The 25539-nt window shown below is 63.4% G+C and carries 25 protein-coding genes, 1 tRNA gene and 1 pseudogene; 13 read left to right on the forward strand and 14 right to left on the reverse strand.

Annotated elements, in window-relative coordinates:
- Positions 1-178: 178 nt before the first annotated feature.
- Positions 179-463, forward strand: coding sequence for a hypothetical protein (locus OOT33_RS00105; protein ID WP_307747933.1), 285 nt, complete (start codon positions 179-181; stop codon positions 461-463).
- Positions 460-1434 (forward strand): annotated as a pseudogene (locus OOT33_RS17825) (recombinase family protein); the annotation flags it as partial. The gene OOT33_RS00105 and the pseudogene OOT33_RS17825, both read left to right, overlap by 4 nt.
- Before the next feature lie 541 nt (positions 1435-1975).
- Here the strand turns inward: OOT33_RS17825 and OOT33_RS00115 are convergent.
- A tRNA-Arg gene (locus OOT33_RS00115) sits at positions 1976-2052 on the reverse strand.
- A gap of 59 nt (positions 2053-2111) precedes the next feature.
- Between OOT33_RS00115 and OOT33_RS00120 the strand changes: the two genes are divergently transcribed.
- Entirely contained in the window at positions 2112-2894 is a 783-nt protein-coding gene (locus tag OOT33_RS00120) for a queuosine precursor transporter (protein WP_307747935.1), read from the forward strand.
- Positions 2895-2903: 9 nt separating this feature from the next.
- Here OOT33_RS00120 and purQ read toward each other — a convergent pair whose 3' ends face one another.
- From purQ to purC, 3 genes are all read right to left on the reverse strand, one after another.
- Positions 2904-3578 carry a phosphoribosylformylglycinamidine synthase subunit PurQ gene (purQ, locus tag OOT33_RS00125; RefSeq protein WP_307747936.1) on the reverse strand — a complete coding sequence of 225 codons (675 nt, stop codon included), beginning with the start codon at positions 3576-3578 and terminating at the stop codon, positions 2904-2906.
- A gap of 4 nt (positions 3579-3582) precedes the next feature.
- On the reverse strand, positions 3583-3816 hold the full coding sequence (purS, locus tag OOT33_RS00130; RefSeq protein WP_307747937.1) for a phosphoribosylformylglycinamidine synthase subunit PurS: 234 nt from the start codon (positions 3814-3816) through the stop codon (positions 3583-3585).
- 89 nt (positions 3817-3905) lie between these two features.
- A complete protein-coding gene (gene purC / locus OOT33_RS00135) occupies positions 3906-4691 on the reverse strand; it encodes a phosphoribosylaminoimidazolesuccinocarboxamide synthase (RefSeq protein WP_307747938.1) in 786 nt (261 codons plus the stop codon).
- A 226-nt stretch (positions 4692-4917) separates the two neighbouring features.
- On the opposite strand from purC, the gene parC reads away from it, so the two are divergent.
- On the forward strand, positions 4918-7212 hold the full coding sequence (parC, locus tag OOT33_RS00140) for a DNA topoisomerase IV subunit A (protein WP_307747939.1): 2295 nt from the start codon (positions 4918-4920) through the stop codon (positions 7210-7212).
- Between the two features lie 165 nt (positions 7213-7377).
- On the forward strand, positions 7378-9144 hold the full coding sequence (locus OOT33_RS00145) for a putative bifunctional diguanylate cyclase/phosphodiesterase (protein WP_373690467.1): 1767 nt from the start codon (positions 7378-7380) through the stop codon (positions 9142-9144).
- Here the strand turns inward: OOT33_RS00145 and OOT33_RS00150 are convergent.
- The 5 genes from OOT33_RS00150 to OOT33_RS00170 form a co-directional block, all read right to left on the reverse strand.
- Positions 9105-10331 carry a CCA tRNA nucleotidyltransferase gene (locus tag OOT33_RS00150; protein ID WP_307747941.1) on the reverse strand — a complete coding sequence of 409 codons (1227 nt, stop codon included), beginning with the start codon at positions 10329-10331 and terminating at the stop codon, positions 9105-9107. The genes OOT33_RS00145 and OOT33_RS00150 overlap by 40 nt on opposite strands.
- Entirely contained in the window at positions 10309-10914 is a 606-nt protein-coding gene (locus OOT33_RS00155) for a CoA pyrophosphatase (RefSeq protein ID WP_307747942.1), read from the reverse strand. The genes OOT33_RS00150 and OOT33_RS00155 overlap by 23 nt, the downstream gene beginning before the upstream one ends.
- Complete coding sequence (locus OOT33_RS00160) at positions 10911-11483, reverse strand: DUF1285 domain-containing protein (RefSeq protein ID WP_307747943.1); 573 nt, start codon at positions 11481-11483, stop codon at positions 10911-10913. Before OOT33_RS00160 ends, OOT33_RS00155 begins: the two co-directional genes overlap by 4 nt.
- A 302-nt stretch (positions 11484-11785) precedes the next feature.
- Positions 11786-13096, reverse strand: a complete 1311-nt coding sequence (locus tag OOT33_RS00165) for an AAA family ATPase (protein ID WP_307747944.1) — start codon at positions 13094-13096, stop codon at positions 11786-11788.
- A gap of 265 nt (positions 13097-13361) precedes the next feature.
- Positions 13362-14504: a penicillin-binding protein activator gene (locus OOT33_RS00170; protein ID WP_307747945.1), complete on the reverse strand. Its 1143-nt coding sequence runs from the start codon at positions 14502-14504 to the stop codon at positions 13362-13364.
- A gap of 67 nt (positions 14505-14571) precedes the next feature.
- On the opposite strand from OOT33_RS00170, the gene rsmI reads away from it, so the two are divergent.
- From rsmI to OOT33_RS00195, 5 genes are read left to right on the forward strand one after another with little or no spacing between them, the layout of a single operon-like run.
- Positions 14572-15417: a 16S rRNA (cytidine(1402)-2'-O)-methyltransferase gene (gene rsmI, locus OOT33_RS00175; RefSeq protein WP_307747946.1), complete on the forward strand. Its 846-nt coding sequence runs from the start codon at positions 14572-14574 to the stop codon at positions 15415-15417.
- A complete protein-coding gene (locus OOT33_RS00180) occupies positions 15414-15776 on the forward strand; it encodes a YraN family protein (protein WP_307747947.1) in 363 nt (120 codons plus the stop codon). The genes rsmI and OOT33_RS00180 overlap by 4 nt, the downstream gene beginning before the upstream one ends.
- Positions 15777-15780: 4 nt before the next feature.
- Positions 15781-16728, forward strand: coding sequence for a glutathione synthase (gene gshB, locus OOT33_RS00185; RefSeq protein WP_307747948.1), 948 nt, complete (start codon positions 15781-15783; stop codon positions 16726-16728).
- Between the two features lie 41 nt (positions 16729-16769).
- On the forward strand, positions 16770-17546 hold the full coding sequence (locus OOT33_RS00190) for a transglutaminase domain-containing protein (RefSeq protein ID WP_307747949.1): 777 nt from the start codon (positions 16770-16772) through the stop codon (positions 17544-17546).
- A gap of 13 nt (positions 17547-17559) precedes the next feature.
- Positions 17560-18162 (forward strand): VTT domain-containing protein, encoded by a 603-nt coding sequence (locus OOT33_RS00195; protein WP_307747950.1) that lies wholly within the window; start codon positions 17560-17562, stop codon positions 18160-18162.
- Positions 18163-18183: 21 nt separating this feature from the next.
- On the opposite strand, the gene OOT33_RS00200 is transcribed toward OOT33_RS00195, so the two are convergent.
- The 5 genes from OOT33_RS00200 to rph all read right to left on the reverse strand — a co-directional run bounded on the left by OOT33_RS00200 (position 18184) and on the right by rph (position 22294).
- Positions 18184-18687, reverse strand: coding sequence for a hypothetical protein (locus OOT33_RS00200; RefSeq protein WP_307747951.1), 504 nt, complete (start codon positions 18685-18687; stop codon positions 18184-18186).
- 11 nt (positions 18688-18698) lie between these two features.
- The gene (locus OOT33_RS00205) at positions 18699-19595 is read right to left on the reverse strand and encodes a tyrosine-type recombinase/integrase (RefSeq protein ID WP_307747952.1); all 897 of its coding nucleotides are present in this window, start codon (positions 19593-19595) and stop codon (positions 18699-18701) included.
- Positions 19596-19603: 8 nt separating this feature from the next.
- Complete coding sequence (hemW, locus tag OOT33_RS00210; protein ID WP_307747953.1) at positions 19604-20851, reverse strand: radical SAM family heme chaperone HemW; 1248 nt, start codon at positions 20849-20851, stop codon at positions 19604-19606.
- A 127-nt stretch (positions 20852-20978) separates the two neighbouring features.
- Entirely contained in the window at positions 20979-21581 is a 603-nt protein-coding gene (gene rdgB / locus OOT33_RS00215; RefSeq protein ID WP_307747954.1) for an RdgB/HAM1 family non-canonical purine NTP pyrophosphatase, read from the reverse strand.
- Positions 21578-22294 carry a ribonuclease PH gene (rph, locus tag OOT33_RS00220; protein WP_307747955.1) on the reverse strand — a complete coding sequence of 239 codons (717 nt, stop codon included), beginning with the start codon at positions 22292-22294 and terminating at the stop codon, positions 21578-21580. The genes rdgB and rph overlap by 4 nt, the downstream gene beginning before the upstream one ends.
- 164 nt (positions 22295-22458) lie before the next feature.
- On the opposite strand from rph, the gene OOT33_RS00225 reads away from it, so the two are divergent.
- The 3 genes from OOT33_RS00225 to grpE all read left to right on the forward strand — a co-directional run bounded on the left by OOT33_RS00225 (position 22459) and on the right by grpE (position 25295).
- Positions 22459-23577 carry a hypothetical protein gene (locus OOT33_RS00225; protein ID WP_307747956.1) on the forward strand — a complete coding sequence of 373 codons (1119 nt, stop codon included), beginning with the start codon at positions 22459-22461 and terminating at the stop codon, positions 23575-23577.
- Positions 23578-23673: 96 nt separating this feature from the next.
- Complete coding sequence (gene hrcA, locus OOT33_RS00230; RefSeq protein ID WP_307747957.1) at positions 23674-24738, forward strand: heat-inducible transcriptional repressor HrcA; 1065 nt, start codon at positions 23674-23676, stop codon at positions 24736-24738.
- Positions 24735-25295, forward strand: a complete 561-nt coding sequence (gene grpE / locus OOT33_RS00235) for a nucleotide exchange factor GrpE (RefSeq protein WP_307747958.1) — start codon at positions 24735-24737, stop codon at positions 25293-25295. Before hrcA ends, grpE begins: the two co-directional genes overlap by 4 nt.
- Positions 25296-25539: the final 244 nt, after the last annotated feature.

A 25539-nucleotide genomic window follows, 5' to 3' on the forward strand; every position in this document is an offset into this window, starting at 1 on the left:
TCACGTGTAATGCTAGACTTAAGATAGTGGGCCGTGCCGTACGCGGCAGGCAAAAAATAAAATGAACGGGATGCAGCGGGGCGTGCTCAATCCCCCCGTGGATCGATGACGATCCGGTTAGGTCAAAATCCTATCGCGCAATTTCGTGCACCGCTTGAGGCGGTGGGGATGGATTTTGATGACAGGCTTGCCACCTGACTTGGTAGAAAAATATCGTGCGGCTGTGCCGCATATCCAGCTCTCGGAAGAAACCCTCGCGGTTATCTGCAAGATCATGCGGGCGGGCGTCGCCATCGCCTGGGGGCTGGATTCTACCCAGCTTGCCCTGAAACAGCAGTTTTCAAATGCTTCCCTTTCGGATTCTGATTGTGCTAGTCTCGGTTTTCACGAAAAAATCGAGACTGTTGACCCCGTTGACGGGGGCGCGAAGAATAAGATTGGACCCAAGGATTATGCGCCATGACCCGCCATACGCACACAAAAGCCGTCATCTATTGCCGAGTATCTGACCCCAAGCAAAAAGTCCGTGGTGACGGGCTTGGCAGTCAGGAAACTCGCTGCCGTGAATATGCGAAATACCGCCAGCTTGATGTCGTTACGGTCATAAAGGAAGACTATACCGGAGCTACTTCGCAGCGGCCCGGCTTCAAGTCCCTGCTTGCTTTCCTGCGCAAAAATCGCTCGGACCCGCATATCGTCATCATCGACGATCTGTCTCGGCTTGCCCGTGATGTTGTAGCCTTCCGCAAGTGCCGTAGCGAAATTTCCGCTGCAAGCGGAATTTTAGAATCTCCATCCATTGTGTTCGGCGAGAACTCGGACAGCTATTTCGTCGAGAATGTTCTGGCGAGTGCGGCCCAGCATCAACGCGAGAAGAACGCCGAGCAGACCAAGAACCGTATGCACGCTCGCGCCCAGAACGGATTTTGGATATATGGCGAGCCTAAGGGCTATCGCTACGACAAGGCTCCTGCTGGCGGCAAGATGATGTATCGCCATGAGCCGGTCGCCACTATCGTTGCAGAGGCTCTTGAAGGGTTCGCCAGCGGTCGCTTTGAATCGCAGGCGGAAGTGAAACGCTTTCTCGAAGCGCAACCCCTGTTCCCCAAAAACAAGAAAGGGCAGCTCACTATCGAACGGATCAGGATCATGCTGACCCAGCCACTCTATGCGGGCTATCTTGAAGTTCCAAAATGGGGTATCTCCTTGCGGAAAGCTCAGCATGAACCACTTATCAGTTTCGAGACATACACGCGCATTCAGGAGCGCCTGTACGGAAAGCCTCGTGCGCCCACGCGCGTCGATATAAACGAAGCCTTTGCGCTGCGTGGTTTCCTGTGCTGTTCGGACTGCTCCCATCCCTATACCGCGAATTACTCGCGCGGATCGAAGGGGAAACTCTATCCCTATTATCTGTGCAGGCAGCCAGGCTGTCCGAGCAATTCCAAGTCGATTGCCCGCGATAAGGTAGAAACGGCTTTTGAGGAGTTGCTGAAATCTCTCGCCCCCGCGCAGGAACTGTTCGATATTGCAGCCTTCGTTTTCCGTGAAATGTGGGACGAGCAGGCCAGCAACGCCAAGGCGCGCAAGAAAGAGATGGCAAAGGAAATCGCCGAGATCGAGCGCAAGATCAGTCAGGTTGTCGATCGCATCGTCGATGCCGAAAACAAGACTGTCATGAAGGCGCTGGAACAGCGGCTTGATGAACTCGAACGGCGCAAGCTCCTGCTGGGGGAAAATGTCGCAAAATGCGGCACGCCCATTCGAGGCTATGACGAGAGTTTTCGAACCTCAATGGAATTTCTCGCAAGCCCTTGGATTCTCTGGAATTCTGATCGTCTGGAAGACAAGCGCGCAGCGGTCAGATTAGCGTTCAACGACAATCTGAAATATGACCGCAATGAAGGCTTTCGAACCCCTGAAATATCCATGCCATTCAAGGCATTACAGGGCATTTCGGAGGAGAAAGAACTAATGGCGCGCCCGGCAGGATTCGAACCTGCGACCACCCGCTTAGAAGGCGGGTGCTCTATCCAGCTGAGCTACGGGCGCGGATGAGACAGGCGCATAGCGTGGTTTGACGGCGGCGCAAAGGGCGATATGCAGATGCCATGAGCGAGACATCCCTTCCCCACGTCGCGGCGAACAGCCTGCACGGCAGGCCGCTGCGCTATTATGATTTCGCCCTGGCGGCGTTCGTCACGATATTGCTGTTGTCCAACCTCATCGGCGCGGCAAAGCTGAGCGTGGTGGATGGGTTCGTCTTCGGCTCGGGCATATTGTTCTTCCCGATCGGCTATGTGTTGGGCGACGTGCTGACCGAAGTCTATGGCTATGCGCGGGCGCGGCGGTGCGTGTGGGTGGGCTTCTGCGCCATGCTGTTCATGGCGGTGATGAGCGCGATCGTGGTGGCGATGCCGCCCTTTGCGGGCTGGAGCTGCGCGGCGAGCGACAATGAGTTGTTTGCCGATGTGTTCAAGGCCAGCGATGCAGGCACCATCTGTCAGGCGACCTATGACTCGGTGTTCGGCAGCACATGGCGCATTGTCGCGGCGTCCATCATCGCCTTCTGGGCCGGGGAGTTCGTCAACAGCTATGTGCTCGCAAAGATGAAGGTGTGGACCAAGGGCAAGCATCTCTGGACGCGTACCATCGGCTCGACGATCTTCGGGCAGGGGGTGGACAGCCTGATATTCTATCCGCTCGCCTTTCTCGGCGTGTGGCCAGCGGAGCAGGTGGGCGCGGTGCTCGTCACCAACTGGGCGCTGAAAGTGGGCTGGGAAGTGGTGCTCACGCCCGTCACCTATGCGGTGGTGGGCTTCATCAAGCGCCGCGAGGGGCTGGATATCTATGATGAAGGGACGGACTTCACGCCGTTCAAAGCGGGGGTATAGGCCGGACGATCAGGCGCTCGCCATCATCCCCTCGACCAGCCCGGCGAACAGACGCGCGCCGTCTGTATTGCCGTGCGCGCTCTCGCAGGCGCGCTCCGGGTGGGGCATCATCCCCAGCACATTGCCGCCTTCGTTGAGGATGCCCGCGATATTGCGCGCGGAACCATTGACGCTCTCCGCATAGCGGAAGGCGACGCGACCTTCGCCCTCGAGCCTGTCCAGCGTGGCGGCGTCGGCGAAATAATTGCCGTCATGATGCGCGACCGGAATACTGATCTGCTCGCCCGCCTGATAGCGCGATGTGAAGGCGCTCTGGCTGTTGTCGACCGTGAGCGCGACATCGCGGCAGACGAAATGAATGCCCGCGTTGCGCATCAGCGCGCCCGGCAGCAGACCCGATTCGGTCAGAACCTGGAAGCCGTTGCACACGCCCAGCACCATCACGCCCCTGTCCGCCGCCGCCTTTACCGCCGCCATGACCGGCGAGCGCGAGGCCATCGCGCCGGAGCGCAGATAGTCGCCATAGGAAAAGCCCCCCGGCACGGCGATCAGGTCCACGCCCGCCGGGATTTCCGTTTCGCGGTGCCAGAGCATGACCGGCTTGACGCCACTGGCCTGTTCGATGGCAACGGCCATGTCGCGGTCGCAGTTGGAACCGGGAAAGACGATGACGGCGCTTTTCATGGGCTTACCCCAGCTTTTCGATGCGGTAGTTCTCGATAACGGTGTTGGCGAGCAGCTTGGCGCACATTGCATCGATATCGGCGTCAGACGTGCCATCCGCCAGATCCAGCTCGATCATTTTCCCTGCGCGCACATCGTTGACGCCGCCAAAGCCCAGCCCTTCGAGCGCGTGGTGGATCGCCTTGCCCTGCGGATCGAGCACGCCGTTCTTGAGGGTGACGAAAACGCGGGCTTTCATGGGGCAAGACTCCGTAGCTGTGGCGCGATGATATGCGACAAGCCCCTATGCCCGCGCGCGCGGAAGGGCAAGCCCGCAACGCCCAAAAATCAGCTGCCCTTCTTCTTCCGGTGCTTGTCGAGATCGAGCACTGTCGTCACCTCAGCGCCTTCTTCCATTAGCAGGCCGAGGCGGCGCGCGACTTCCTGATAGGCCTCCACCTCGCCGCCGAGGTCGCGGCGGAAGCGATCTTTGTCCAGCTTCTCGCCGGTCACCATGTCCCACAGGCGGCAGCCGTCCGGGCTGATTTCGTCGGCAAGGATGATGCGGCTATAGTCGCCATCCCACAGGCGGCCGAACTCGAGCTTGAAATCGACGAGGCGGATGCCGATGCCGGCGAACAGGCCGCTCATGAAATCGTTCACGCGGATCGCCATGTCGGCAATGTCGTGCATCTCTTCCTGGCTCGCCCAGCCGAAGCAGGCGATATGCTCCTCAGTGATCATCGGATCGCCGAGCGCGTCATCCTTGTAATAATATTCGATAAGTGTGCGCGGAAGCTGGGTGCCTTCCTCGATCCCAAGGCGCTGAGAGAGCGAGCCGGCCGCGACATTACGCACCACCACCTCGATCGGCACGATCTCCACCTGCCGCACCAGCTGTTCGCGCATGTTCAGGCGGCGGATGAAGTGCGTAGGCACGCCGATGTTGGAGAGCAAAGTGAAAACATGCTCCGAAATGCGGTTGTTGAGCACGCCCTTGCCATTGATCGTGCCCTTTTTCTGGGCGTTGAAGGCGGTGGCGTCATCCTTGAAATACTGGATGATCGTGCCCGGCTCCGGGCCTTCGTACAGGATTTTGGCCTTGCCTTCGTAGATCTGGCGGCGACGAACCATCTTTGGGGTGCCTACTCGTATTAAGTGATTTCGAGGCAGATGTCTCATCTGTCGACTCGGAAATCACGGAAAAACTAACCAATGAATGCGCCCCGGAAACGCGAATCGTGGGTAAGATCGGCGGCTCCGGGGCTGGTGCATCGGCCCATAGCGCAAAGGGGGGCGGGGTGCAAATATTGCCCGCCCCCCTCGCCAAGGCGCTCAGGCATTGCTAATCCCGCACGCCATGACCACAGATTTCCGCGATCCGTTCGACAGCATCGTCAACCACCCGTTCGATGAAGCCCTCTCCCAGCGGTATCTTGTCTATGCGCTCTCGACGATCACGGCGCGATCGCTGCCTGACCTGCGCGACGGGCTGAAGCCGGTGCACCGCCGCCTGCTGTGGGCGATGCGGCTGTTGCGGATGGAACCTGCGGGCGCCGCGCCCGATGTGCTGATCGCCAATCCTGCCCGCAACACCACGCCCTACAAGAAATGCGCGCGCGTGGTGGGCGATGTGATCGGCAAATATCACCCGCATGGCGATGCATCCGTTTACGATGCGATGGTGCGGTTGGCGCAGGATTTCTCGCTCCGCACGCCGCTCGTCGATGGACAGGGGAATTTCGGCAATATCGATGGCGATAACGCGGCGGCAATGCGCTATACTGAGGCGCGGCTGACGCAGGCTGCGGCCGATCTGATGGCCGGGCTCGATGAGGGCACGGTCGAGTTCCGCCCGACCTACAATGGCGAGGAGGAAGAGCCGGAGGTGTTCCCCGGCCTGTTTCCCAACCTGCTCGCAAACGGCGCGAGCGGCATCGCGGTCGGTATGGCGACGAGCATTCCACCACATAACGTGACCGAGATTATCGACGCCGCCAGCCTGCTCATCGACGAGCCTCAGGCCGAGCATGCGCGGCTGATGGAGATCGTGCGAGGGCCGGACATGCCGACCGGCGGCGTGCTGGTGGACAGTGCGGCCGTCATCTCGGAAGCATATGCCACCGGGCGCGGCAGCATGCGGGTACGTGCGAAATGGCATCAGGAGGACGAGGGGCGCGGCCAGTGGGCCGCCGTGATCACCGAGATCCCCTATCAGGTGCAGAAATCGAAGCTGATTGAGCAGATCGCCGCACTGATCACTGACAAGAAGCTGCCCATTCTCGCCGACGTAAGGGACGAGAGCGACGAGGCGATCCGCATCGTGCTGGAGCCGCGTGCCCGGACGGTCGAGGTCGATGTGTTGATGGACAGCCTGTTCCGCCTCACCGATCTTGAAACGCGCTTTCCGCTCAATATGAACGTGCTCGACTCCAGCCGCACCCCGCGCGTGCTCGGCCTGCGCGATGTGCTGACCCAGTGGCTGGCGCATCAGATCGACGTGCTCGTGCGCCGGGCAAAGCATCGGCTGGACAAGATCGCCGCCCGGGTCGAGCTGCTGGACGGCTATATCATCGCCTACCTCAACCTCGACCGCGTGATCGAAATCATCCGCACCGAGGATGAACCGAAAGAGGTGATGATGGCCGAGTTCAGCCTCACCGATCGACAGGCCGAAGCGATCCTCAACATGCGGCTGCGTAGCTTGCGCAAGCTGGAGGAGATGGAGCTGCGGCGCGAGCATACGGAGCTGCTTAAGGAGCGGGAGGAGCTGGAAAAGCTGGTCGAAAGCCCTGCGCGCCAGCGCACCCGCCTGAAGTGCGACCTCGCCGAGCTGCGCAAGCGCTATGGGCCAGAGACGCCTTTGGGCCGCCGCAGGACGCAGGTGGAGGAGGCCGCTCCCGCGCGCGAAATCCCGCTGGAAGCCATGATCGAGCGCGAACCGATCACCGTCATTCTTTCACAGCGCGGCTGGATAAGGGCGATGAAGGGGCATGTCGATCTTGCCTCGGCAGAAACCGCTAAGTTCAAGGAAGGCGATGGCCCGGCGTTCGCTTTCCACGCGCAGACGACCGACAAGCTGCTGCTCGCCTGTGCCAATGGGCGGTTCTACACATTGGGGGCGGACAAGCTGCCCGGCGGGCGCGGCTTTGGCGAGCCGGTGCGGCTGATGGTCGACCTCGATGGCGATACGGAGATTGTCGCGCTGCTGCCCGCAAAGGCGGGGGCAAAGATGCTGCTAGCGGCGTCAGACGGGCGCGGATTCGTGGCGGTGATGGACGAGCTGATCGCCGAAACCCGCAAGGGCAAGCAGGTGGTGAACCTGAAAACCGGCGCGCGGGTCGCGGTGGTTCACGTTATCCCGCCAGAGGCCGACACCGTTGCCGTGATCGGTGAGAACCGCAAGCTACTGGTGTTCCCCTTGTCCGAATTGCCGGAAATGACGCGGGGGCAGGGGGTCCAGCTCCAGCGCTATCGCGATGGCGGCCTGTCGGATGCGGTTGCTTTCCGGCTGGCTGATGGCCTCAGCTGGCAGATGGGGGGCGACACGGGGCGTACCCGCACCGAGACGGACCTCGCGATGTGGCGCGTGGCGCGCGGGGCCGCCGGGCGGATGCCGCCAACAGGCTTTCCGAGAAATAATCGTTTCAGCTGAGATAGTAATGCAAGAATATTGCGCATGGTTAGCGCACTCTTAACCGCATGAAAAGAATTGCCGTTATAGAATACCGGATAGGGCATGTGTTTGGCGCGTTCCCTGTGCCGGGAAAAATTCGTGCCGCAGACGCAAGCAGGCACGGGATAGGTCGTTTAAGTCGTTATGGAAGGTTTGTCGCCACGAGTCTGGAAGGGTGCAGGTTTTGCTCAGCCCTCGCGCCTTGCACCTGCCGAGCACGGCGTGGGCGGCGTGGACCCGAACATCGCCTTCCTGAAGGCATTGCCCCATGGCGCAGCCCTCATCGCCTGCCATGAAGGTGCCCCCCATTTCGAGCAGTGGAACGAGGAATTTGAACGAAAATTCCCGGCGCTGATCGAGCCTGGGAAAGCCTCTGCCCAAGATGATCAGGCATGGATACTCAATCTGCATGCGGAAATCATGGACTTTGCGGTGTCCGGCCGGGCACTGCGCCGCTTCGAAGTCGAGCGGCTCTGCCCGATAGGCGTAGAGGCGTTTTACTGCTCGCTCGGCTGGGTAGAGGGCGACGGGGCGGACGAACCGCGCATGCTGCTCAATATGGTCGACCGCACAGCCGATCGCAGGGTAGAGGAAAGTCTCCGGCGCGAGCTGGTATCCGACAGCCTCACCGCCCTGCCCAATCGCATCGGCTTTGGCGAACTGATCGAGGAGATGATCGAAACCGGCGCGTCCTCCGATGCGCAGGCGCAACTCGGTGTGCTCATCATCGATCTCGTGCGCTTCGGCCGGGTGAACCAGGCACTCGGCTCGATGGCGGGAGATGAACTGATCCTGTCCGTTGCCGCGCGCCTCAAATCATGTGTTGCGGACGACGCAGCGATAGCGCGCATCGGCGGCAATGACTTCGGCCTCTGCCTTGTGGCGCAGAACGGCATCTCTGATGTGATCGCGTTGGCAGAGCGGGTGAATGCGGCGCTGTCTGGGCCGATCCGCCTCTCCAACCTGACGATCTCGGTAAACTGTGCAATCGGTTGCTCGCTGGCACCCATCGGCCACGCCGACCCCGACGAGCTCGTGCGTCAGGCGCAAGCCGCCTCGCGCACCGCCAAGAAAAGCGGGCGCCTCGAAGTCTATCGCGCAGGCGAGTTGGGCGCGGCGCGGCAGCGCTTCTTCCTGGAAAGCCGCTTGCGTGACGCGCTGACACGTGACGGCCTCACCCTCAATTATCAGCCGATGGTCGATCTCGCGAGCGGGAGCGTTGTCGGCTTTGAGGCACTGGCGCGCTGGAACGATCCCGATCTTGGGCCGGTCTCCCCCAACGACTTCATTCCGGTGGCGGAGGAATCCGGGCTTATTGTCCAGCTTGGCCGCTGGGCGGTGAACGAAGCGCTGAGGCAGCTTGCGGACTGGGATTTCATGGCGGGCGAAATCGTGCCGCTGAAGGTGAGCGTCAACCTCTCCTCGATCCAGATTGCGCGGGACGACATTGCGGCGATGATTGCCGACGCGCTGGCGCTGAACGGAATCGAAGGGAACCGCCTGACCATCGAGCTTACCGAAAGCGCGCTGGTCGACGATCCGGTCAAAAGTCGGGAACTGCTGGAGACCCTGAAGCGCGCCAATATTGCGGTGGCGATGGACGACTTCGGCACCGGCTTCTCGAACCTCGCCAGCCTCCAGAGCCTGCCGATCGACGTGCTGAAAATGGACCGCAGCTTTGTCACCGACATGTTGATGGACAAGGACAAGCTCGCGATCGTTCGCACGATCCTCTCGCTATCGCAGACGCTGGGGATGAAGACGACGGCGGAGGGGATCGAGGATTCAGCCGCCGCGAAGACGTTGCGGGATCTGGGGTGCACTTACGGGCAGGGCTATTATTTCGCGCGGCCTCTGGGTGCCGAGGAGGCCTATGAATTCTGGCGCGAGCGCAGGAACTCCGCCACCTGAGCCTGCGCGATGGCGCGGGCGCGGTTCGCATCCGGGAATCCCTCTGCAATCCATTGCTCTTTCGACGTGGAAAGCAGTTTTGCGACATCGGGGCCGGCGGAGATGCCGAGTGCGATAATGTCTCTCCCCGAGAGAGGAAAAACCGGGGGATTCCAGTGTGATAGTGGGCCTATATTCCTTGATGCCTCAGCGCGATCCAACAGCATGAGGTCCAGCGCCGCCTCTGTGCCGACGCGATAGACCAGCTCTTGCGCGCTGGCATGGGCGGGCGGGGGCGTGAGGGCGGTGACGATGCGCTTCCTCGCCTTGTTGGAGAGCTTCAGCCGTGCGGCGATCTGCTCGCCCACATCAGCATCAGGGGGAAGCAGTGCGCAGAGCCGGAGCACTGCCGCCGGGGGCATATCCAGCCCCGCCTGCTGCTGTCGCGCGATCAATGCTTCCAGCCGCGCCAGACCGGCCGCCTCGATCTCCGGCAACACAGGCAAGAGCACCCCGCCCTCTATCATCAGGCGCAGCACAGCCGATGGATCGGGCAGTGCGAGCAGCTTCAGCAGCTCGTCGGCAATCCGCTCTCGCGAGAGCGCCATCAGGCTGTTGGCATTATCCCGGCAGGCAGCATAAGCCGCCGCATCGGGGGGCAGCGCGCCGAACCGGGCGAGAAAGCGGAAATAGCGCAATATGCGGAGATGATCCTCAGCAATGCGCTGGGCGGGATCGCCGATGAAGCGTACGCGCCGCGCCTCCAGATCCTTCAGCCCGCCGAAATAGTCACTGACATCGCCGGTGGCGGGATCGGCGTAGAGCGCATTGATCGTGAAATCCCGCCGCGCCGCGTCTTCCTGCCAATCGTCGGTATAGACGATGGTCGCGCGGCGGCCGTCTGTGCTCACGTCCGAGCGCAGCGTGGTGATCTCGACCGGGCGATGATCGAGCACCGCCGTCACCGTGCCGTGGGTGATGCCGGTGGGCACGACCTTGATGCCTGCCCCGGTAAGGCGCTGCGTCACCTCGTCTGGCCGCAGGCGTGTAGCGAGGTCGATGTCCGCGACGTCCAGCCCCAGCAACCCGTCACGCACCGCGCCGCCGACCAGCCGGGTCTCCCCCTCCGCCGCGCCCAGCCGCGCGCAGAGGTCATCGAAGCCGGGGCGGTGACGCCAGGGCGCGTCAGGCAGCCGTGCCGTCGTCATAGCCCAGCCGTATTGCCAGATTGGCGACAATGGCTGCGGTCACGCCCCATATGCGATGCTCCCCCCAGAAAATTTCGTAATAATGATGTGCTGCTCCCTGAAACTCTATCTCCTTTCGCACGCGATTGGCAGGGGCGAGCAAAAAATCGAGCGGCACCTCGAACAGCGCCTCTACCTCGCCCGCATGCGGGGCGAACGGAAGATCCGGCGGGATGACGCCGAGCACCGGGTGAATATCGAACCCGGTGAACGTGTGATAGCGGTCTGACACGCCGACAATCTCGACGTGAGCGGGGTCGAGCGCGATTTCTTCCTGCGCCTCGCGCAGTGCGGCGGCAATGGCGTCCGCGTCTCCTTCATCGAGCCGCCCGCCGGGAAACGCGACCTGCCCGGCATGTTTGCGCAGGTGTGAGGCGCGGCGGGTGAGGATGACGCCCGGGTCCGGCCGGTCGGTGATGGCGATGAGCACGGCGGCGGGGGCGAGCGAGACGGGCTGCGTTATGCGCGCATCGGCAGTGGGCAGCGTTATTTCGCGCGCATGGCCCAGCTCAAGATCGGCTTTCAACCGGTGTGCCAGCCTCATGCAGGCTCCAGCGGGAAAAAAGCGCCTCCGCTCCACAGGCCGATGGGGGAGTCTGCGCTGGCCTGCTCATCAAGCGCGATGGCGGCGAGTTCATAGAAGACCGGGCGCGCGACCAGCGCCTCCAGCCCGCTCCGCACCTGGAGATAGGGGCGGGGTTCTTCGGCCGTGCCGCGAATTTCCAGACGATGCTCTCCGTCTGCCACCACAAGATCACCGGTGCTGAGGCGGAAGGCCAGACGGCGCGCTTCCCCCGCACCTTCGCTCGAAAGCTCCACCGCGATGAAGGGCGCATCCTCGACCTCGATCGAGAGTTTTTCGACCGGAGTGACGAGCACATAGCTGCCATCCGCCTCGCGCCGTAGAATCGTGGAGAACAGGCGCACCATCTCCTTGCGACCGATGGGCGAGCCCTGGTGAAACCATGTGCCGTCGCTGGCGATGCGCATCTCGCTGTCGCCGCAATGATCGGGGTTCCAGCGTTCGACCGGGGGCAGTTTGCGCTCCGCCACGAGGCGCGCGACTTCGGCGAGCGAGAGGGAGGAAAGGTCGGGCGGTGGGTCCATGGGCATGGAGGGTGAGATAGGGACGTGGGAGGAGAATGGCAAATGGTCGATTAGGATCGAGGCGTTTGACCGTCACCTGCAGGGTGCAGTAAGCAAGCGGGATCCCGGATCAAGCATTGCCGCGAAAAGCCTGTCAGCTTTTCGGCCAACGCTAGAGCGCGCTGCGTTAAATCTGGATCGGTCAGCGCGCTCTAAGTTTTTGTTTTACCGCATCGTTTTGGCGCAAAACCCGTTCCCACCCTTCGACAAGCTCAGGACAGGCTTTTGCGCACGATGCTCTATGTCCGGGATGACGGGGAAGGCTAATGCTATCGCTTCAGTCTCAGCTCGTTCCAGTAGGCGATACGTTCGGCGATGCGCTTTTCGAGGCCGCGATTGGTGGGGGTGTAGAAGGTCGCAGGTTGCATCTCCTCCGGCCAGTAATTGTCGCCCGAGAAGCCCTCTGGCGCGTCATGATCATAAGCGTAGTTGGCGCCATAACCGATGTCCTTCATCAGCCTGGTCGGCGCGTTGAGGATATTGGCGGGGGGCATCAGCGAGCCGGTGTTTTTCGCGGATTTCCATGCCGCTTTCTGCGCCTTGTAGGCGGCGTTGGATTTGGGGGCGGTGGCGAGATAGAGGCATGCCTGCACGATCGCCAGCTCACCCTCGGGCGACCCGAGAAAATCATAGGCATCCTTGGCGGCGAGGCACTGGACCAGCGCCTGCGGATCGGCAAGGCCGACATCCTCGCTTGCGAAGCGCACCAGCCGCCGCAGGACATAGAGCGGTTCCTCGCCCGCCACGAGCATCCGCGCGAGATAATAGAGCGCGGCCTGCGGGTCTGACCCGCGCAGGGATTTGTGCAGGGCTGAGATGAGATTGTAATGCCCCTCGCGGTCCTTGTCATAGACGGCGACACGCCGATGCAGCAGGGCGGAGAGGGCGGGGGGATCGAGCGGCTCAGCCAGTTCCACCGCGAACAATGTCTCCGCCTGATTGAGCAGGAAGCGGCCATCGCCATCCGCCGACGCGATCAACGCCTCGCGCGCATCGGACGTGAGCGGGAGGGCGCGCTCCATCAGGGCTTCGGCGCGGCCGAGCAGCTTTTCCAGCGCCGCGCTGTCCAGCCGCCGCAGGATCAGCACCTGCGCGCGGGAAAGGAGGGCGGCGTTCAGTTCGAAGCTCGGGTTCTCGGTCGTCGCGCCGACGAGCGTGATCGTCCCGTCCTCGACATAGGGCAGGAAGCCATCCTGCTGGCTGCGGTTGAAGCGGTGAATCTCGTCCACGAACAGCAATGTGCGTTGGCCGATCTTCGCGTGGTCGCGCGCGGCGGCGAAGATTTTCTTGAGGTCCGCAACGCCGGTGAACACGGCCGAGACCGGCTCGAACCGCATGCCGACCGCGTCGGCGAGCAGGCGCGAGATGGTGGTCTTGCCGGTGCCGGGCGGCCCCCAGAAGATGATGGACGACAGCCTGCCCGCCGCCACCATCCGCCCGATCGCGCCCTCGGGGCCGGTCAGATGCTCCTGCCCGACGACATCCTCCAGCCGGGCGGGGCGCAGCCTGTCCGCCAGCGGGCCGGTATCCGAAGGAGCGGGGACGCGGCCGGTTTCGGTTTCAGGGAACAGATCAGGCATCGGCGTGCCTGAGACCATGCGGGAGTTCACGATAATAATATGTCATCCCGGAAGCCGATTTTCTCCAAATCCGTCAGGATTTGGGCAGGAAATCGCGCTATCCGGGATCCAGAAGGCCGGGCGCAGAAAGTGGAAGCGGGATCCCGGATCAAGCATTGCCACGCAAAAGCTCTCGCTTTTCCGGGCAAAGCTAAGTCCGGGATGACGGGGGAAATCCTGTATGATGGGAGAAACACGAATGCCTAAAACTCCCGCATTAAAGTTCTTACTCGCCAAAGCCTCGCGGGGCGGCGTCGATCACGGAAAAGCCGGACGCGTCCACCTGTTGCACCTCCAGCGCGCGCTGGGCCACGCCATCGGAGCCGAAGCGAAAGGCGCCGTCGATCCCGGCGAACCCGCCCTTGTCCGTCAGGCGCGAGATGGGAAAGGCGCTGCCCGGCCGCCAATCCTGAGCGATGCGGACGGTGAGCAGCACCGCGTCATAACCCATGGCCGCCAGCCGGTATGGCGCGGCGTTGAAGCGCGCGCGATATTTGGTGGCGAGCTGGCGGTAATAGGCGTCTGACACTGAGGCGAACCATGCGCCGCGCAGGGCCGGGCTGGTGGCGAGCGCGTTTTCCGTGTTCCACAGCTCCGTGCCGAGGATGCGCGCGGTGGCAGCGCCGCTCTTGCGCAGGATCGGCGCGGCCTGCATCGCGACGCGGCCGCCATCGGCGATCAGCACCGCCTCATAGTTTGCCGGTGGGCCGAGCTTCCTGATCGCGGCGGTGATGGCGCCGGGCGATCGGTCATAGTTTTGCATCGCGACGACGGTGCCGCCGCCCTGACGCACGGTGGCGAGCAGCGCGTTGCCGGTGCGCTCGCCATAAGCGCCGCCAGGCACCAGCGCCGCGAACTTGGTGATGCCTTTGCCGCGCGCATAATCGACGACCCGCTCGACCGACTGCGCCGGGGTATAGCCCATGATGAAAACGCCGTTGCCGGCAACGCCCGTGTCGTTGGAGAAGCTGACGATCGGCACGCCCGCACGGCGCGCAGGGGCGGCGGCGGCGTTCGCGTCTTCGGCGGTCAGCGGCCCGAGGATCAGCTTGTTGCCGTCGTTGATCGCGCTCGTCACCGCATTGGCGATGCCGCGCCCGGTGTCATAGGTGGTGATGCGCACGTTGGTCGCGTTCGTATCCAGCAACGCCAGCGTGGTGGCATTGGCGATCGACTGGCCGACGCCGGAGTTTGACCCGGTGAGCGGCACGAGCAAGGCGACGCGATGGCGTTCGCTGTCGGACGGCAGGCCGGGCTGCACCACCGGAGGCCTGGCCGGGCCGGTCACTTCCGGCCCCTTGCCGCGCGGGATCATCGTCTGGCACGCCGAGAGCAGAACCGCGCCCGCCACCACCATGAGTCGGGCCATGCCCCGCGCCCCGTTCCACAACTTCGCTTGCCGAAGGGCACCCGTCTCTGCCATTGCACATCCTTATATGGTCGAACCACTTTCTCCGGGCCTTTATATCGTGGCGGGGCCAATCGGCAACTTGTCTGATCTGACGCCCAGGGCGGCTCATATCCTCTGCAACGCCGATGTGGTGGCGGTGGAGGACAGCCGGGTGAGCGCGCGCCTGCTGCGCCATGCCGGGTCCGACCGGCCGATGCTGCCCTATCATGACCATAGCGACGAGGCGGTGCGGGCGAAGCTGGTGGCGCGGATGGGGCAGGAAGCGGTGGCGCTGTTGTCTGACGCGGGCACGCCGCTGATCTCCGACCCCGGCTATAAGCTGGTGCGCGATGCGCGCGCGGCGGGGCGCAGCGTGACGACCATTCCCGGCCCTTGCGCGGCGATAGCGGCGTTGACTTTATCCGGCCTGCCGACGGACCGTTTCCTGTTCATGGGCTTCCTGCCAGCCAAGGCGAAGGCGCGGGCCGATGCTCTCTCTGAGGTGGCGGGGCTGAGGGCGAGTCTGGTCTTCTATGAGAGCGGGCCGCGCCTTGCTGCTGCGCTGTCCGACATGGCGCTGGCTTTGGGGGAGGGGCGCGAGGCGTGTGTCGCGCGCGAGATCACAAAGCTGCATGAGGAAGCGCGCACCGGCACGCTGGCCGAGCTGGCGCGCGCTTATGCCGCCGCCGATGCGCCGCCCAAGGGCGAGATCGTGGTGGTGGTCGGCCCGCCGGGGGAGGCTCCGGCGGCCAGTGCGGATGATGCGGATGCGTTGTTGCGGGAGGCGCTGGAGCGCTTGCCCGTGGGCAGGGCGGCGAGCGAGGTGGCGAAGGCGACCGGGCTGGATCGGCGGGCGCTGTATGCCCGCGCGCTCGATCTGAAGGCGGAATGAAGTCTCCCGCCCGCCTCGCCGCCGAAAAGCGCGGGCGGCAGGGCGAGCGCATCGCCGCCTGGTGGCTGCGGCTCAAGGGCTGGCAGATATTGGCGCGGCGGGTGAAAACGCGGGCAGGGGAGATCGACATCATCGCCCGGCGCGGCGGCCTCGTCATCTTCGTCGAGGTGAAGGCGCGCGCTACCCCGGCGGAGCTGGACCTCGCGATCGACGAGCGGCGTCTGTCGCGCGTGGCCGCGGCGGCGGAAAGCGTGGCGCATGAGTATATGAAGGCGGGGGATGATATGCAGATCGACGTGATCCTGCTTGCGCCCGGCCATAGGCCGCGCCATGTGACGAACGCTTATTTTGGAGGTTAGCCCGATGCCCTTGAATGTCGCCGTGCAGATGGACCCGATGGAAGGGATCAAGATCGGCGGGGATTCGACCTTCGCCATCATGCTCAGCGCGCAGGCGCGCGGGCACAGGCTGTGGCATTATGAGGCACCGGCGCTGACGCTGCGCGACGGGCGGCTGATCGCGAAGGCGCGCCCTGTAACGGTGCGCCCGCAAGAGGGCGACCATTTCAGCTTTGGCGACTGGCAGAGCCTTGATCTTGGCCGCGATGTCGATGTGGTGCTGATGCGGCAGGACCCGCCGTTCGACTTGAGCTATATTACCGCGACGCATTTGCTGGAGCGGATCGAGGGCGAGACTTTGGTGGTGAACAACCCGGCGTCCGTCCGCAATGCGCCGGAAAAGCTGTTCGTGCTCGATTATGCGCGCTTCATGCCGCCGACGATGATCACGCGGGATTTGGCCGAAGTGAAAAGCTTCCTCGCCGAGCATGGAGAGATCGTCGTCAAGCCGCTCTATGGCAATGCGGGCAATGCGGTGTTTCGCGTCGGGGCGGATGGCGCGAACCTTTCCGCGCTGGTCGAGCTGTTCAATGCGAGCTGGGTCGAGCCGTTCATGGTGCAGGCGTTCATCCCGGCTGTAGCCAAGGGCGACAAGCGCATCGTGCTGGTCGATGGCGAGGTGGCGGGCGCGATCAACCGAATACCGGGGCAGGGCGAAATCCGCTCCAACCTCGCGGTCGGCGGGTCAGCCGCCAAGACCGAGCTGACCGAGCGGGAGCGCGAAATCTGCGCGGCGCTAGGCCCGGAGCTGAAAAAGCGCGGGCTGCTGTTCGTCGGCATCGACGTGATCGGCGGCGAGTGGCTGACGGAGATCAACGTCACGTCTCCTACGGGGATCGTCTCCATCGACGCGTTCAACGGCACCGACACCGGCGCGATGATATGGGACGCGATCGAGGCGAAGATCGTTTGAGGGCTACGGCTCCAAAAGGCCGCATGTGCGTTGTGTGATGCATGAAAATCTTCCTCGAAGCCTGGCTGGACTATTATTTTGCCGAGCCGACCGAAATTCTCCTGCAAATCGAAGCCGCCGCAATCCCTGAGCAGATGCTGACGAACAACTTCCTCGCCACTTCGGAAACGCCGCATTTCGCCCGCGTGCCCGCGCACAATGCGATCGGCGAGCGTATATGGCTGCGGCATCAGGGCCAGCTCACAGTCGATTATCGTGCCACGGTGGATATCCGTCGCATCGTCGCCGACATCGCCACGCTCGACAAGGTCGAGGTGCACCGACTTCCCGGCGAGACGGTGGAGTATATGCTGCCCTCGCTCTATTGCCCCGCGCTCAAATTCAGCAATTTCGTAGAAGCGGAGTTCGCCGGTCTCGATGGTGGGCACAAGGTCGCCGCCATGCGGGACTGGATATATCGCCATATCCGGTATGAGCCGGGGGCGAGCGACAGCGAAACCACCGCGCTCGATACGTTCGTCACCCGACAGGGCATTTGCCGCGACTTTGCCCATCTGATGATAACGCTGGTGCGTGCGGCGGGTATTCCCGCGCGTATCGCCAGCGTTTATGCGCTGGGCGTAACGCCGCAGGACTTCCACGCCGTGGCGGAGGTTTTTCTCGGTGGGGAGTGGCACCTTGTCGACCCTACCGGGATGGCAGATGAGGGCGCGATGGCGAAAATCGGCGTGGGGCGCGACGCGGCGGACGTCGCATTTCTCACGGCTTACGGTTTCGCGCAGATGAACCAGCAGCGCGTACAGGTGACGGCGGCCTGACCTTATGGCATCCATGACCGACTGGGTAATCCATCTGATCGACGGCGGCGGCTATTGGGGCATCGCGCTGCTGATGGTGCTGGAAAATGTCTTTCCGCCGATCCCGTCCGAACTCATCATGGGTATTGGCGGCATCCGCGTGGGGCAGGGGCGGATGGAGATGATCCCGCTGTTGATCGCGGGGACGGTGGGCACCACGATCGGCAATATTCCGTGGTACCTGCTGGGCTACACCCTTGGAATGGAACGGCTGCGTCCCTTTGTGAAACGGTTCGGCCGTTTCATGACGCTTGATTGGCACACGATCACGCATCTCAACCGGCTGTTCGCCAGCCATGGCGAGAAAATCGTGTTCGTAATCCGCTTTATGCCCGCCTTCCGCACGATCGTTTCGCTGCCCGCAGGGATATTTCGCATGCACCCGATGCGCTTCCTGATCTGGACGGCGGCGGGCTCGACGATCTGGAACATCATTCTCGCGAGCGCGGGCTATTTTATGGGCGCGCACTTCAAGCGGATCGACGATTATCTCGGGCCGCTGGCGACGGCGACGCTGGCGTTCGGGTTGCTGTGGTTCGTGTGGCGGCTGATCCGCTGGAAGCCGAAGGAGGAGTGAGCGGGGAGCTAAGCCCTCATCTTAAACAGCTATTAGCCGGTGATGATTTTTTCGCTGGCGCTTTTTCTGCGACGCCAGTTGCATCGTTCTAAGCAATGGATAAGTGCTTGGAACGGCACTTTTATCAGGTGATAAAAGGCTCAAGCGATCCATAATATCGGAAACAAGATCACACACCCATATCAGTCTTCCGCCCCCGATTTCAGACTTCTGTCCCCCACCGAACTGGAGCAACACGATTTGATCAAGTTCTGCGTCTGAATGTAGTCCATAGAAAAGTTCCGGAACGTATTTTCTGCCCTGTTCCAGTTTTCGTGTGAACCGCGCTTCACGCTTTTCCCAAGTGAGGGCATCAAGCGAGCATTCTATATGTATGAGGTGGTTGCGGTTGGGATGAAAGCCAACCACGTCGAGTTCACCGTCATACCCTCCGTTGGAACGGCGACCAACGAGAACGGACTTTCTGACGAAATATCCATTATATTCAAGCCATTCCGCAACTAGATCTTCCAAATGATTGCTCATAGTTCCCCCGTTTACGCCCTTGGATGGGCGTTGCGATAGACGTCTAGCAGGTGGGCGGCGTCGACATGGGTGTAGATTTGTGTGGAGCTGAGGCTCGCGTGGCCGAGCAGTTCCTGTAGCGCGCGCAGGTCCGCGCCGCGCCCGAGGAGATGCGTGGCGAAGCTGTGGCGCAGGGCGTGGGGGCTGGTGCGCTCCGGCAGTTGCAGCCGCCGCCGCGCCTCCCGCACTGCCTTGCGGATGATCGCGGGGTCGAGCGGCCCGCCGCGCGCGCCACGGAACAGCGGCTCGGCCTTGCCGGTGCCATAAGGGCAGAGCGCGGCATATTCGGCCAAGGCTTCGCGCACTTGAGGGAGCAGCGGCACGATCCGCGTCTTGCCGCGCTTGCCGGTGATGCGGATGGTCTCGCCCGCCGGAACATCGCCCCCGGTGAGCGAAAGCGCCTCTGAGATGCGCAGGCCCGCGCCATAGAGCAGCAGCAGCACCGCCCAGTTGCGCGCGGCAATCCACGGCTCGGCGGCATTTTCGGCCACATCCTCGCCGAGCGCGATGACATCGTCCGGGCTGACCGGGCGGGGCACGCCTTTCTTGACGCGCGGGCCGCGTATCGGCGGCACGGCGGCGTCCTCTCCGCCTGCGAAGGCGAGGAAGGCGCGGATGGCGGACAATTCCCGCGCGGTCGAGGCATTGCCGAGGCCTTCAGCGCGCCGCTGGGCGAGGAAAGCGCGCAGGTCTGTTGCGGGCAGGGCGGCGAGGGTTTTGGAGGAAGGAACTGCGCCCTGATGGCGGGCGAGAAAGCCCAGCAGCCGCTCCGCACTCGCGATATAGGCGCGCACCGTGTGGGCGGAGCGGCGACGCTCTGTCGAGAGATGCCGGTGCCATGCGGCGAGCAGGGGGTTAAGGCCGTTCATGACCCAAGTTATACCACAATCTGCGGCAGGATGGCATCGAGTAGCAACATGCCTGCAGGCGTGACAGCGAGGCGGGGGCCGTCGGCGTGCAGCAGGCCGTGACCGGTCAGGCGCGCCACTGCCGCGTTATCGATCATCGCGTTGGCATCGAGGCCGAGGCGGGCGGAGAGGGCGGCGATGTCTATCCCCTCCGCCAGCCGCAGCCCCATCATCAGCGCCTCGCGCGCCTGATCCTCAGGCGCGAGTGGCGTTTCGGCTTGCGCGCCGTGCCCGTTGCGCGCGACAGCGGCGAGCCAGTTTTCCGGCTTTTTGTGGCGCTGGGTCGCGCTGGTTCTGGTTGGTGATCGGTTCCAGCCCGCTCCCCCTCCCAACCCCCCGATATGGTATCCTATGGGAGGTTGGAAGGGGGAGTGGGCTGGTGAGGCATCCAGACGAAAAGGCCGCCGCCCGTGCGCGCCGGGGCCGATGCCGACATAATCCTGATAGCGCCAATAGGCGAGGTTATGGCGGCTCTCCTCACCCGCGCGGGCGTGGTTGCTCACCTCATAGGCGGGGATGCCCGCCTGCGCCGCCAGTTCCTGCGTTGCTTCATAGAGATCGGCGGCATGATCGGCGTCCAGCGGCGTGAAATCGCCTTGACGGACCAGGGTTTCGAAGCGGGTGCCCGGCTCTATCGTGAGCTGATAGAGCGAGAGGTGCGAGGTCTGGCGGGCGAGCGCGGCCTTGAGCTGTGCCTGCCATTGCGTGAGGCTCTGACCGGGCAGGGCGTAGATCAGGTCGAAGCTAACCCTTGCGAACGTGCTTTGCGCGACATCGAGCGCGGTATGCGCCTCGCTTGCATCATGGGCGCGACCGAGGAAGCGCAAGGCATCCGCCTCGAACGACTGGATGCCCAATGACACGCGGTTGACGCCAGCCGCCGCGAGGTCGGCAAAGCGGGCGACCTCTACGCTGTTGGGGTTCGCCTCCAGCGTGATCTCTATATCGTCCGCGAACGTCCAGTGCCGCCCCGCCGCCGCGATGAGATCCGCGACGAGAGCGGGCGGCATCAGGCTGGGCGTGCCGCCGCCGAAGAAGATCGAGCCGAGGACGCGCGGGCCGGTCTGCGCTGCTTCATAGGCCATGTCCGCCAGCAGCGCCGCGCGCCATGCGCCCACGTCCACGCTCTCACGCACATGGCTGTTGAAATCGCAATAGGGGCATTTGGAAGCGCAGAACGGCCAGTGGATGTAGAGGGCCAGGGGAGCTGGGCGCATTTTATGGGTCATTCTTACAGAATGACCATTCGCGGTTCCAGCCCTCTCCCCCTCCCAACCTCCCGATATGGTATCCTATGGGAGGTTGGGAGGGGGAGAGGGCTGGTGCGGTAATCCATGAAAACTCTCAGAAAACCGCCTCCACCAATTGCCGGAAGGCGTCGGCGCGGTGGCTCATCGCGTGCTTGGCGGCGGGGTCCATCTCCGCGAAGGTGATGGCGTGGCCTTGCGGAACGAAGATCGGGTCGTAGCCGAAGCCTTTCTCCCCGCGCGGCGGCCAGACGAGGCTGCCATCCACGCGGCCCTCGAAGCTTTCCACATGACCGTCCGGCCAGGCGAGGCTCAATGCGCAGATGAAATGCGCGTCACGCGGGGCGTCCGGGCCTACTGCTTCGAGCGCTTGGTGGATCTTGGCCATGGCGAGCGAGAAGTCTTTGGTCTCCCCCGCCCAGCGCGCGGAATAGATGCCGGGGTCGCCGCCCAGGGCCGAAACGCAGAGGCCGCTGTCGTCCGCCAGAGCGGGCAGGCCGGATGCTGTCGCCGAGGCCAGAGCCTTGAGCTCGGCATTCGCGATGAAGGTGGTGCCTGTTTCCTCCGGCTCGGGCAGGCCGAGCGCGCCTGCGGACACCGGCTCCATGCCGTGCGGGCCGAGCAGCTCTGCAATCTCGCGCACCTTGCCCGCATTGTGGCTGGCGATCACCAGCCTGCCGGGGGAGAGCTTTCTGCTCAACGGCCGGTCGCCTTTCTCTGCGCCGCGAAAATCTCTGCGCAGCCGATGCGCGCGAGGCGCAGCAGGCGCAACAGCTCCTCCTCGTCGAACGTCGCGCCTTCGGCGGTTGCCTGCACCTCGGCGAGCTTGCCGTCACCGGTCAGCACGAAATTGGCGTCGGCTTCTGCCGAGCTGTCCTCGACATAATCGAGATCGAGCACGGGCGTGCCGCCATGGATGCCGCAGCTCACCGCCGCGACCTGCGTGATGATGGGGTCGCTCTTGAGCGCGCCGGACGCCAGCAGCTTGTCTACCGCGATGCGCAGCGCCACCCATGCGCCGGAGATGGAGGCGGTGCGCGTGCCGCCGTCGGCCTGAATCACGTCGCAGTCGAGCGTGATCTGCCGCTCGCCCAGTGCTTTCAAGTCCACGATCGAGCGGAGCGACCGGCCGATGAGGCGCTGGATTTCCTGCGTCCGGCCAGACTGTTTGCCCTTCGCGGCCTCGCGGCTGCCGCGCGTGTGCGTGGCGCGGGGGAGCATGCCATATTCGGCCGTGATCCACCCCTCGCCCTTGCCGCGCATGAAGGGGGGAACCTTCTCCTCGATGCTGGCGGTGCAGAGCACGCGGGTGTCGCCGAAGCTGACCAGGCAGCTGCCCTCGGCATGGCGGGTGAACCCCGGCTCGATGGCTATGCCACGCATTTGATCGGGGGAGCGGCCTGAAGGGCGCATGCTGGAACCTTTCTCTCAAGTGCTATTGGTCGGGCTGTCGCTTATGCAGCAAGCGCGGCGGGCACAAGCGGATTCAGCCCAACGCGCGCCAGCTTCAGCTCAACCAAACGCGTTTCGGCTCACCGATCTGGCGTTTCTGTCCGTCGCGCCACGACAGGCCGGGCATGAACAATTCCGGATTTGCGCGTGTTAACTCCATCATGAAACAGCATTTTTCCCCCGCTCGCCCCGCCATAGCAGCGATTGCCGCTGTTATCGCGATCCCTTCCACCGCCGCGCTGGCTCAGACGGTTGATGCCGCGCCGCCGGTCATCATTGCGCCGACAGCCGAGCCTGCCGCGCCAGCGCCTGCGCAAACGGCGCCTGCTCCTGCAGCCACGCCTCAGGTCATATTCCAGCCCAGCTCGCCTGTCGTTCAGCCGACGCCGCCTGCGCCGACGGTGGCAGCGGACACGGCTGAGGAAGCAGCGCCAGCCGAGCGCCCGGCTGCACGGAGTGCGACCAAGGTAGCGCCCGCACGCGTGACCCCTGCCGAGCGACAGGCAGCCACCCCGCCTGCACCGTCGACAGCCCGGTCGGTAACGGAAGCTCCGGTTTCGCCGGTTCAATCGTCGCCACCTCCTATTCAGACCACGGCTCCGCAGCCTGAACCGGCTGCGTCCTCCACCCCGACGCCCGCCCTCCCGGAGGACGGCAGTTCGGATACGGCGCTGTGGCTATTGGGCCTGGGCGCTCTGGGTGTGGTGGCTGCGGGTTCAGCGCTGGCGGCCCGTCGCAATCGTCGTGACGTCGTCGAGCCGGTGCGCAGTGGCGACACGGTGAACGCCAGAGAGGAGTTCGTCGAGGTCGATCCGGCGCAGCGGTTTGCGATGCCGGGCGAGGCGATTGCCGAAGAGCGTCTGGCGCCCGCGCCCTATGTTGAGCCGGTCATATCGTCGAGGCCGACCCCAGAGCCTACGCGGGCCGGTATGCCTGCCCGGGCACTTGCGCGGGAGGTGGACGGCAGTGCTGCCTCGAGAGACCAGCGCGAGGCGATGGCGGCAGCTGCCCCGTCGGCGGAGAACCCCTTCCTCACCCGGAAGAACCGACTGCGCCGGGCGGATTTTCTGCTCAGTCGCAGCAATATGGACCGGCCGCAGGCTGATGCCGCCATCGAGGCAAATGCAGAGGCGTGGGACGACGAGCGTCAAAAGGGTGAGGTCGCGAGCCCGCAGCAGGTCAGCTACAGCTTTGGCAATAGCGGGGCGCTGAAGCCGCCGGTGCTGAAGCCCCGATATAATTAAGGTCGCGAAAGCGACAAGGGCGGCGGAATTGGTTTCCGCCGCCCTCTATATGTATGAGTGATTGAGCCTGCTGGCGAGCGATCATACATAGGAGGCATGCGAGTCACCCCGATCTCAGAATTGAACGATCGCGCGCGCGACATTTTCCGCCTGGTGGTCGAGAATTATCTGGGCAATGGCGCACCCGTTGGCTCGCGCACCATCAGCCAGTTGCCGGGCCTGAACCTCTCCTCCGCCTCCATTCGCAACGTGATGCAGGATCTGGAGGAAATGGGGCTTCTGGCTGCCCCCCACGTCTCCGCCGGACGCGTGCCTACCGAGAGCGGGCTGCGCCTGTTTGTCGACGGCATGATGCAGATGGCCGAGCCGTCACCTGAAGAGCGCCGCGTTATCGAGCAGGGGCTGGGCGAAGGCGGCGGGCCGATCGAAAACGCGCTGGCCTCGGCGAGCGCGGTGCTCTCCGGCCTGTCTGCCTGCGCGGGAATGGTGTTGGTGCCACGGCGTGAGACAGTGCTGCGCCAGTTCAGCTTCGTGCCGTTGGAGCAGGGTGGGCCGGGCAGGGGCGAGCAGGCGCTGGCGGTGCTGGTAGGCGCGGACGGCAGTGTCGAAAACCGGATCGTCGATCTGCCGCCGGGCACCAATAGTTCCGCGCTGATCGAAGCGGGAAATTTTATCTCAGCGCGCCTTTCCGGCCTCACGCTGGCGCAGGCACGCGAGAAGCTGGGCGAGGAACTGGCGCAGGACCGGGCTGCGCTCGATGAAGCCGCGCGTGGGCTGGTCGAGCGCGGGCTGGCGAGCTGGAGCAGCGATGCGGCGGAGCGCCCGGTGCTGATCGTTCGCGGGCAGGCGAACCTGATCGACGAACATGCCTCCGCCGACCTTGAGCGCGTGCGGCAGCTGCTGGAAGAGCTGGAGGGCAAGCAGGAGATTTCGCGGCTGATGGAGGGCGCGATGCAGGCCGCCGCCACCAAAATCTTCATCGGATCGGAGAACAAACTCTTTTCCTTGTCCGGTTCTTCGGTCATAGCCGCGCCCTACCGCGATGGGGAAGGGCGGGTCGTCGGCGTGGTCGGCGTGATCGGCCCAACCCGCTTGAACTATGCGCGCGTGATCCCCATGGTGGATTTCACCGCACAGACATTATCGAGATTGATGAGATGAACGACGAGAATATGGAACTGGACCAGAACGAAAAGGCCGAGGCGCAGGCTGCCGTGGAAGATGGCGCAAGCGAGGCACTGGATGATCTCGACGCCAAGCTCGCCGCGCTGGAGCAGGAGTTGGAAACGACCAAGCAGGACGTGCTCTATGCCCATGCCGAGACGCAGAATGTGCGCCGCCGCATGGAGAAGGAGCTGGCCGATGCCCGCGCCTATGCCGCAACCGCCTTTGCGCGCGACATCCTCTCTGTAGCGGACAATCTGGGCCGCGCGCTTGACTCCATACCGGCGGAGCTGCGCGAGGACGACAAGTTCAAGGCACTGGTCGTGGGGCTTGAAGCCACGGGCCGCGAGGTCGAAAGCGTGTTCGCGCGCCACGGCATCGAGAAGGTGAAGGCGCTCGGCGAAGCGCTCGATCCCAATCTGCATCAGGCAATGGTAGAGCTGCCGAGCGATGAGGCCCCCGGCACGATCATTCAGGAGATGCAGGCGGGGTACAAAATCAAGGATCGCCTGTTGCGCCCGGCGCTGGTGGGCGTGGCCAAAAAGCCGGACTGACCTCTGTGATTTTTCCGTAAGATATATCTTTTGTTCTTGCATATTCCAAAATAAGATATATCTTAAGTGCATCTGGAATAGTTTTGAAGGTAATGGAATATGCAGATCATGCATTCTTGCGGCCGCTCCGGCGGCCATCATCACAGGTCGCGGGTGCCAATTGCGGGCGCTGATTTGCACGCCTCGGGCCGGGGTTACGGCAGGGGAGCAGGTGGTGGACCCGGCCCTTATGGCGGCTTCGGCG

The sequence above is a fragment of the Sphingobium sp. DEHP117 genome (assembly GCF_030867385.1).
Classification (GTDB): Bacteria; Pseudomonadota; Alphaproteobacteria; order Sphingomonadales; family Sphingomonadaceae; genus Sphingobium.

Bases quoted from the DNA above. Each gene is read 5' to 3' on its own strand.
- OOT33_RS00105 (WP_307747933.1), top strand. From the start codon at position 179: ATGACAGGCTTGCCACCTGACTTGGTAGAAAAATATCGTGCGGCTGTG.
- OOT33_RS00120 (WP_307747935.1), top strand. From the start codon at position 2,112: ATGAGCGAGACATCCCTTCCCCACGTCGCGGCGAACAGCCTGCACGGC.
- purQ (WP_307747936.1), bottom strand. From the start codon at position 3,578: ATGAAAAGCGCCGTCATCGTCTTTCCCGGTTCCAACTGCGACCGCGAC.
- purS (WP_307747937.1), bottom strand. From the start codon at position 3,816: ATGAAAGCCCGCGTTTTCGTCACCCTCAAGAACGGCGTGCTCGATCCG.
- purC (WP_307747938.1), bottom strand. From the start codon at position 4,691: ATGGTTCGTCGCCGCCAGATCTACGAAGGCAAGGCCAAAATCCTGTAC.
- parC (WP_307747939.1), top strand. From the start codon at position 4,918: ATGACCACAGATTTCCGCGATCCGTTCGACAGCATCGTCAACCACCCG.
- OOT33_RS00145 (WP_373690467.1), top strand. From the start codon at position 7,378: ATGGAAGGTTTGTCGCCACGAGTCTGGAAGGGTGCAGGTTTTGCTCAG.
- OOT33_RS00150 (WP_307747941.1), bottom strand. From the start codon at position 10,331: ATGACGACGGCACGGCTGCCTGACGCGCCCTGGCGTCACCGCCCCGGC.
- OOT33_RS00155 (WP_307747942.1), bottom strand. From the start codon at position 10,914: ATGAGGCTGGCACACCGGTTGAAAGCCGATCTTGAGCTGGGCCATGCG.
- OOT33_RS00160 (WP_307747943.1), bottom strand. From the start codon at position 11,483: ATGCCCATGGACCCACCGCCCGACCTTTCCTCCCTCTCGCTCGCCGAA.
- OOT33_RS00165 (WP_307747944.1), bottom strand. From the start codon at position 13,096: ATGCCTGATCTGTTCCCTGAAACCGAAACCGGCCGCGTCCCCGCTCCT.
- OOT33_RS00170 (WP_307747945.1), bottom strand. From the start codon at position 14,504: ATGGCCCGACTCATGGTGGTGGCGGGCGCGGTTCTGCTCTCGGCGTGC.
- rsmI (WP_307747946.1), top strand. From the start codon at position 14,572: ATGGTCGAACCACTTTCTCCGGGCCTTTATATCGTGGCGGGGCCAATC.
- OOT33_RS00180 (WP_307747947.1), top strand. From the start codon at position 15,414: ATGAAGTCTCCCGCCCGCCTCGCCGCCGAAAAGCGCGGGCGGCAGGGC.
- gshB (WP_307747948.1), top strand. From the start codon at position 15,781: ATGCCCTTGAATGTCGCCGTGCAGATGGACCCGATGGAAGGGATCAAG.
- OOT33_RS00190 (WP_307747949.1), top strand. From the start codon at position 16,770: ATGAAAATCTTCCTCGAAGCCTGGCTGGACTATTATTTTGCCGAGCCG.
- OOT33_RS00195 (WP_307747950.1), top strand. From the start codon at position 17,560: ATGACCGACTGGGTAATCCATCTGATCGACGGCGGCGGCTATTGGGGC.
- OOT33_RS00200 (WP_307747951.1), bottom strand. From the start codon at position 18,687: ATGAGCAATCATTTGGAAGATCTAGTTGCGGAATGGCTTGAATATAAT.
- OOT33_RS00205 (WP_307747952.1), bottom strand. From the start codon at position 19,595: ATGAACGGCCTTAACCCCCTGCTCGCCGCATGGCACCGGCATCTCTCG.
- hemW (WP_307747953.1), bottom strand. From the start codon at position 20,851: ATGCGCCCAGCTCCCCTGGCCCTCTACATCCACTGGCCGTTCTGCGCT.
- rph (WP_307747955.1), bottom strand. From the start codon at position 22,294: ATGCGCCCTTCAGGCCGCTCCCCCGATCAAATGCGTGGCATAGCCATC.
- OOT33_RS00225 (WP_307747956.1), top strand. From the start codon at position 22,459: ATGAACAATTCCGGATTTGCGCGTGTTAACTCCATCATGAAACAGCAT.
- hrcA (WP_307747957.1), top strand. From the start codon at position 23,674: ATGCGAGTCACCCCGATCTCAGAATTGAACGATCGCGCGCGCGACATT.
- grpE (WP_307747958.1), top strand. From the start codon at position 24,735: ATGAACGACGAGAATATGGAACTGGACCAGAACGAAAAGGCCGAGGCG.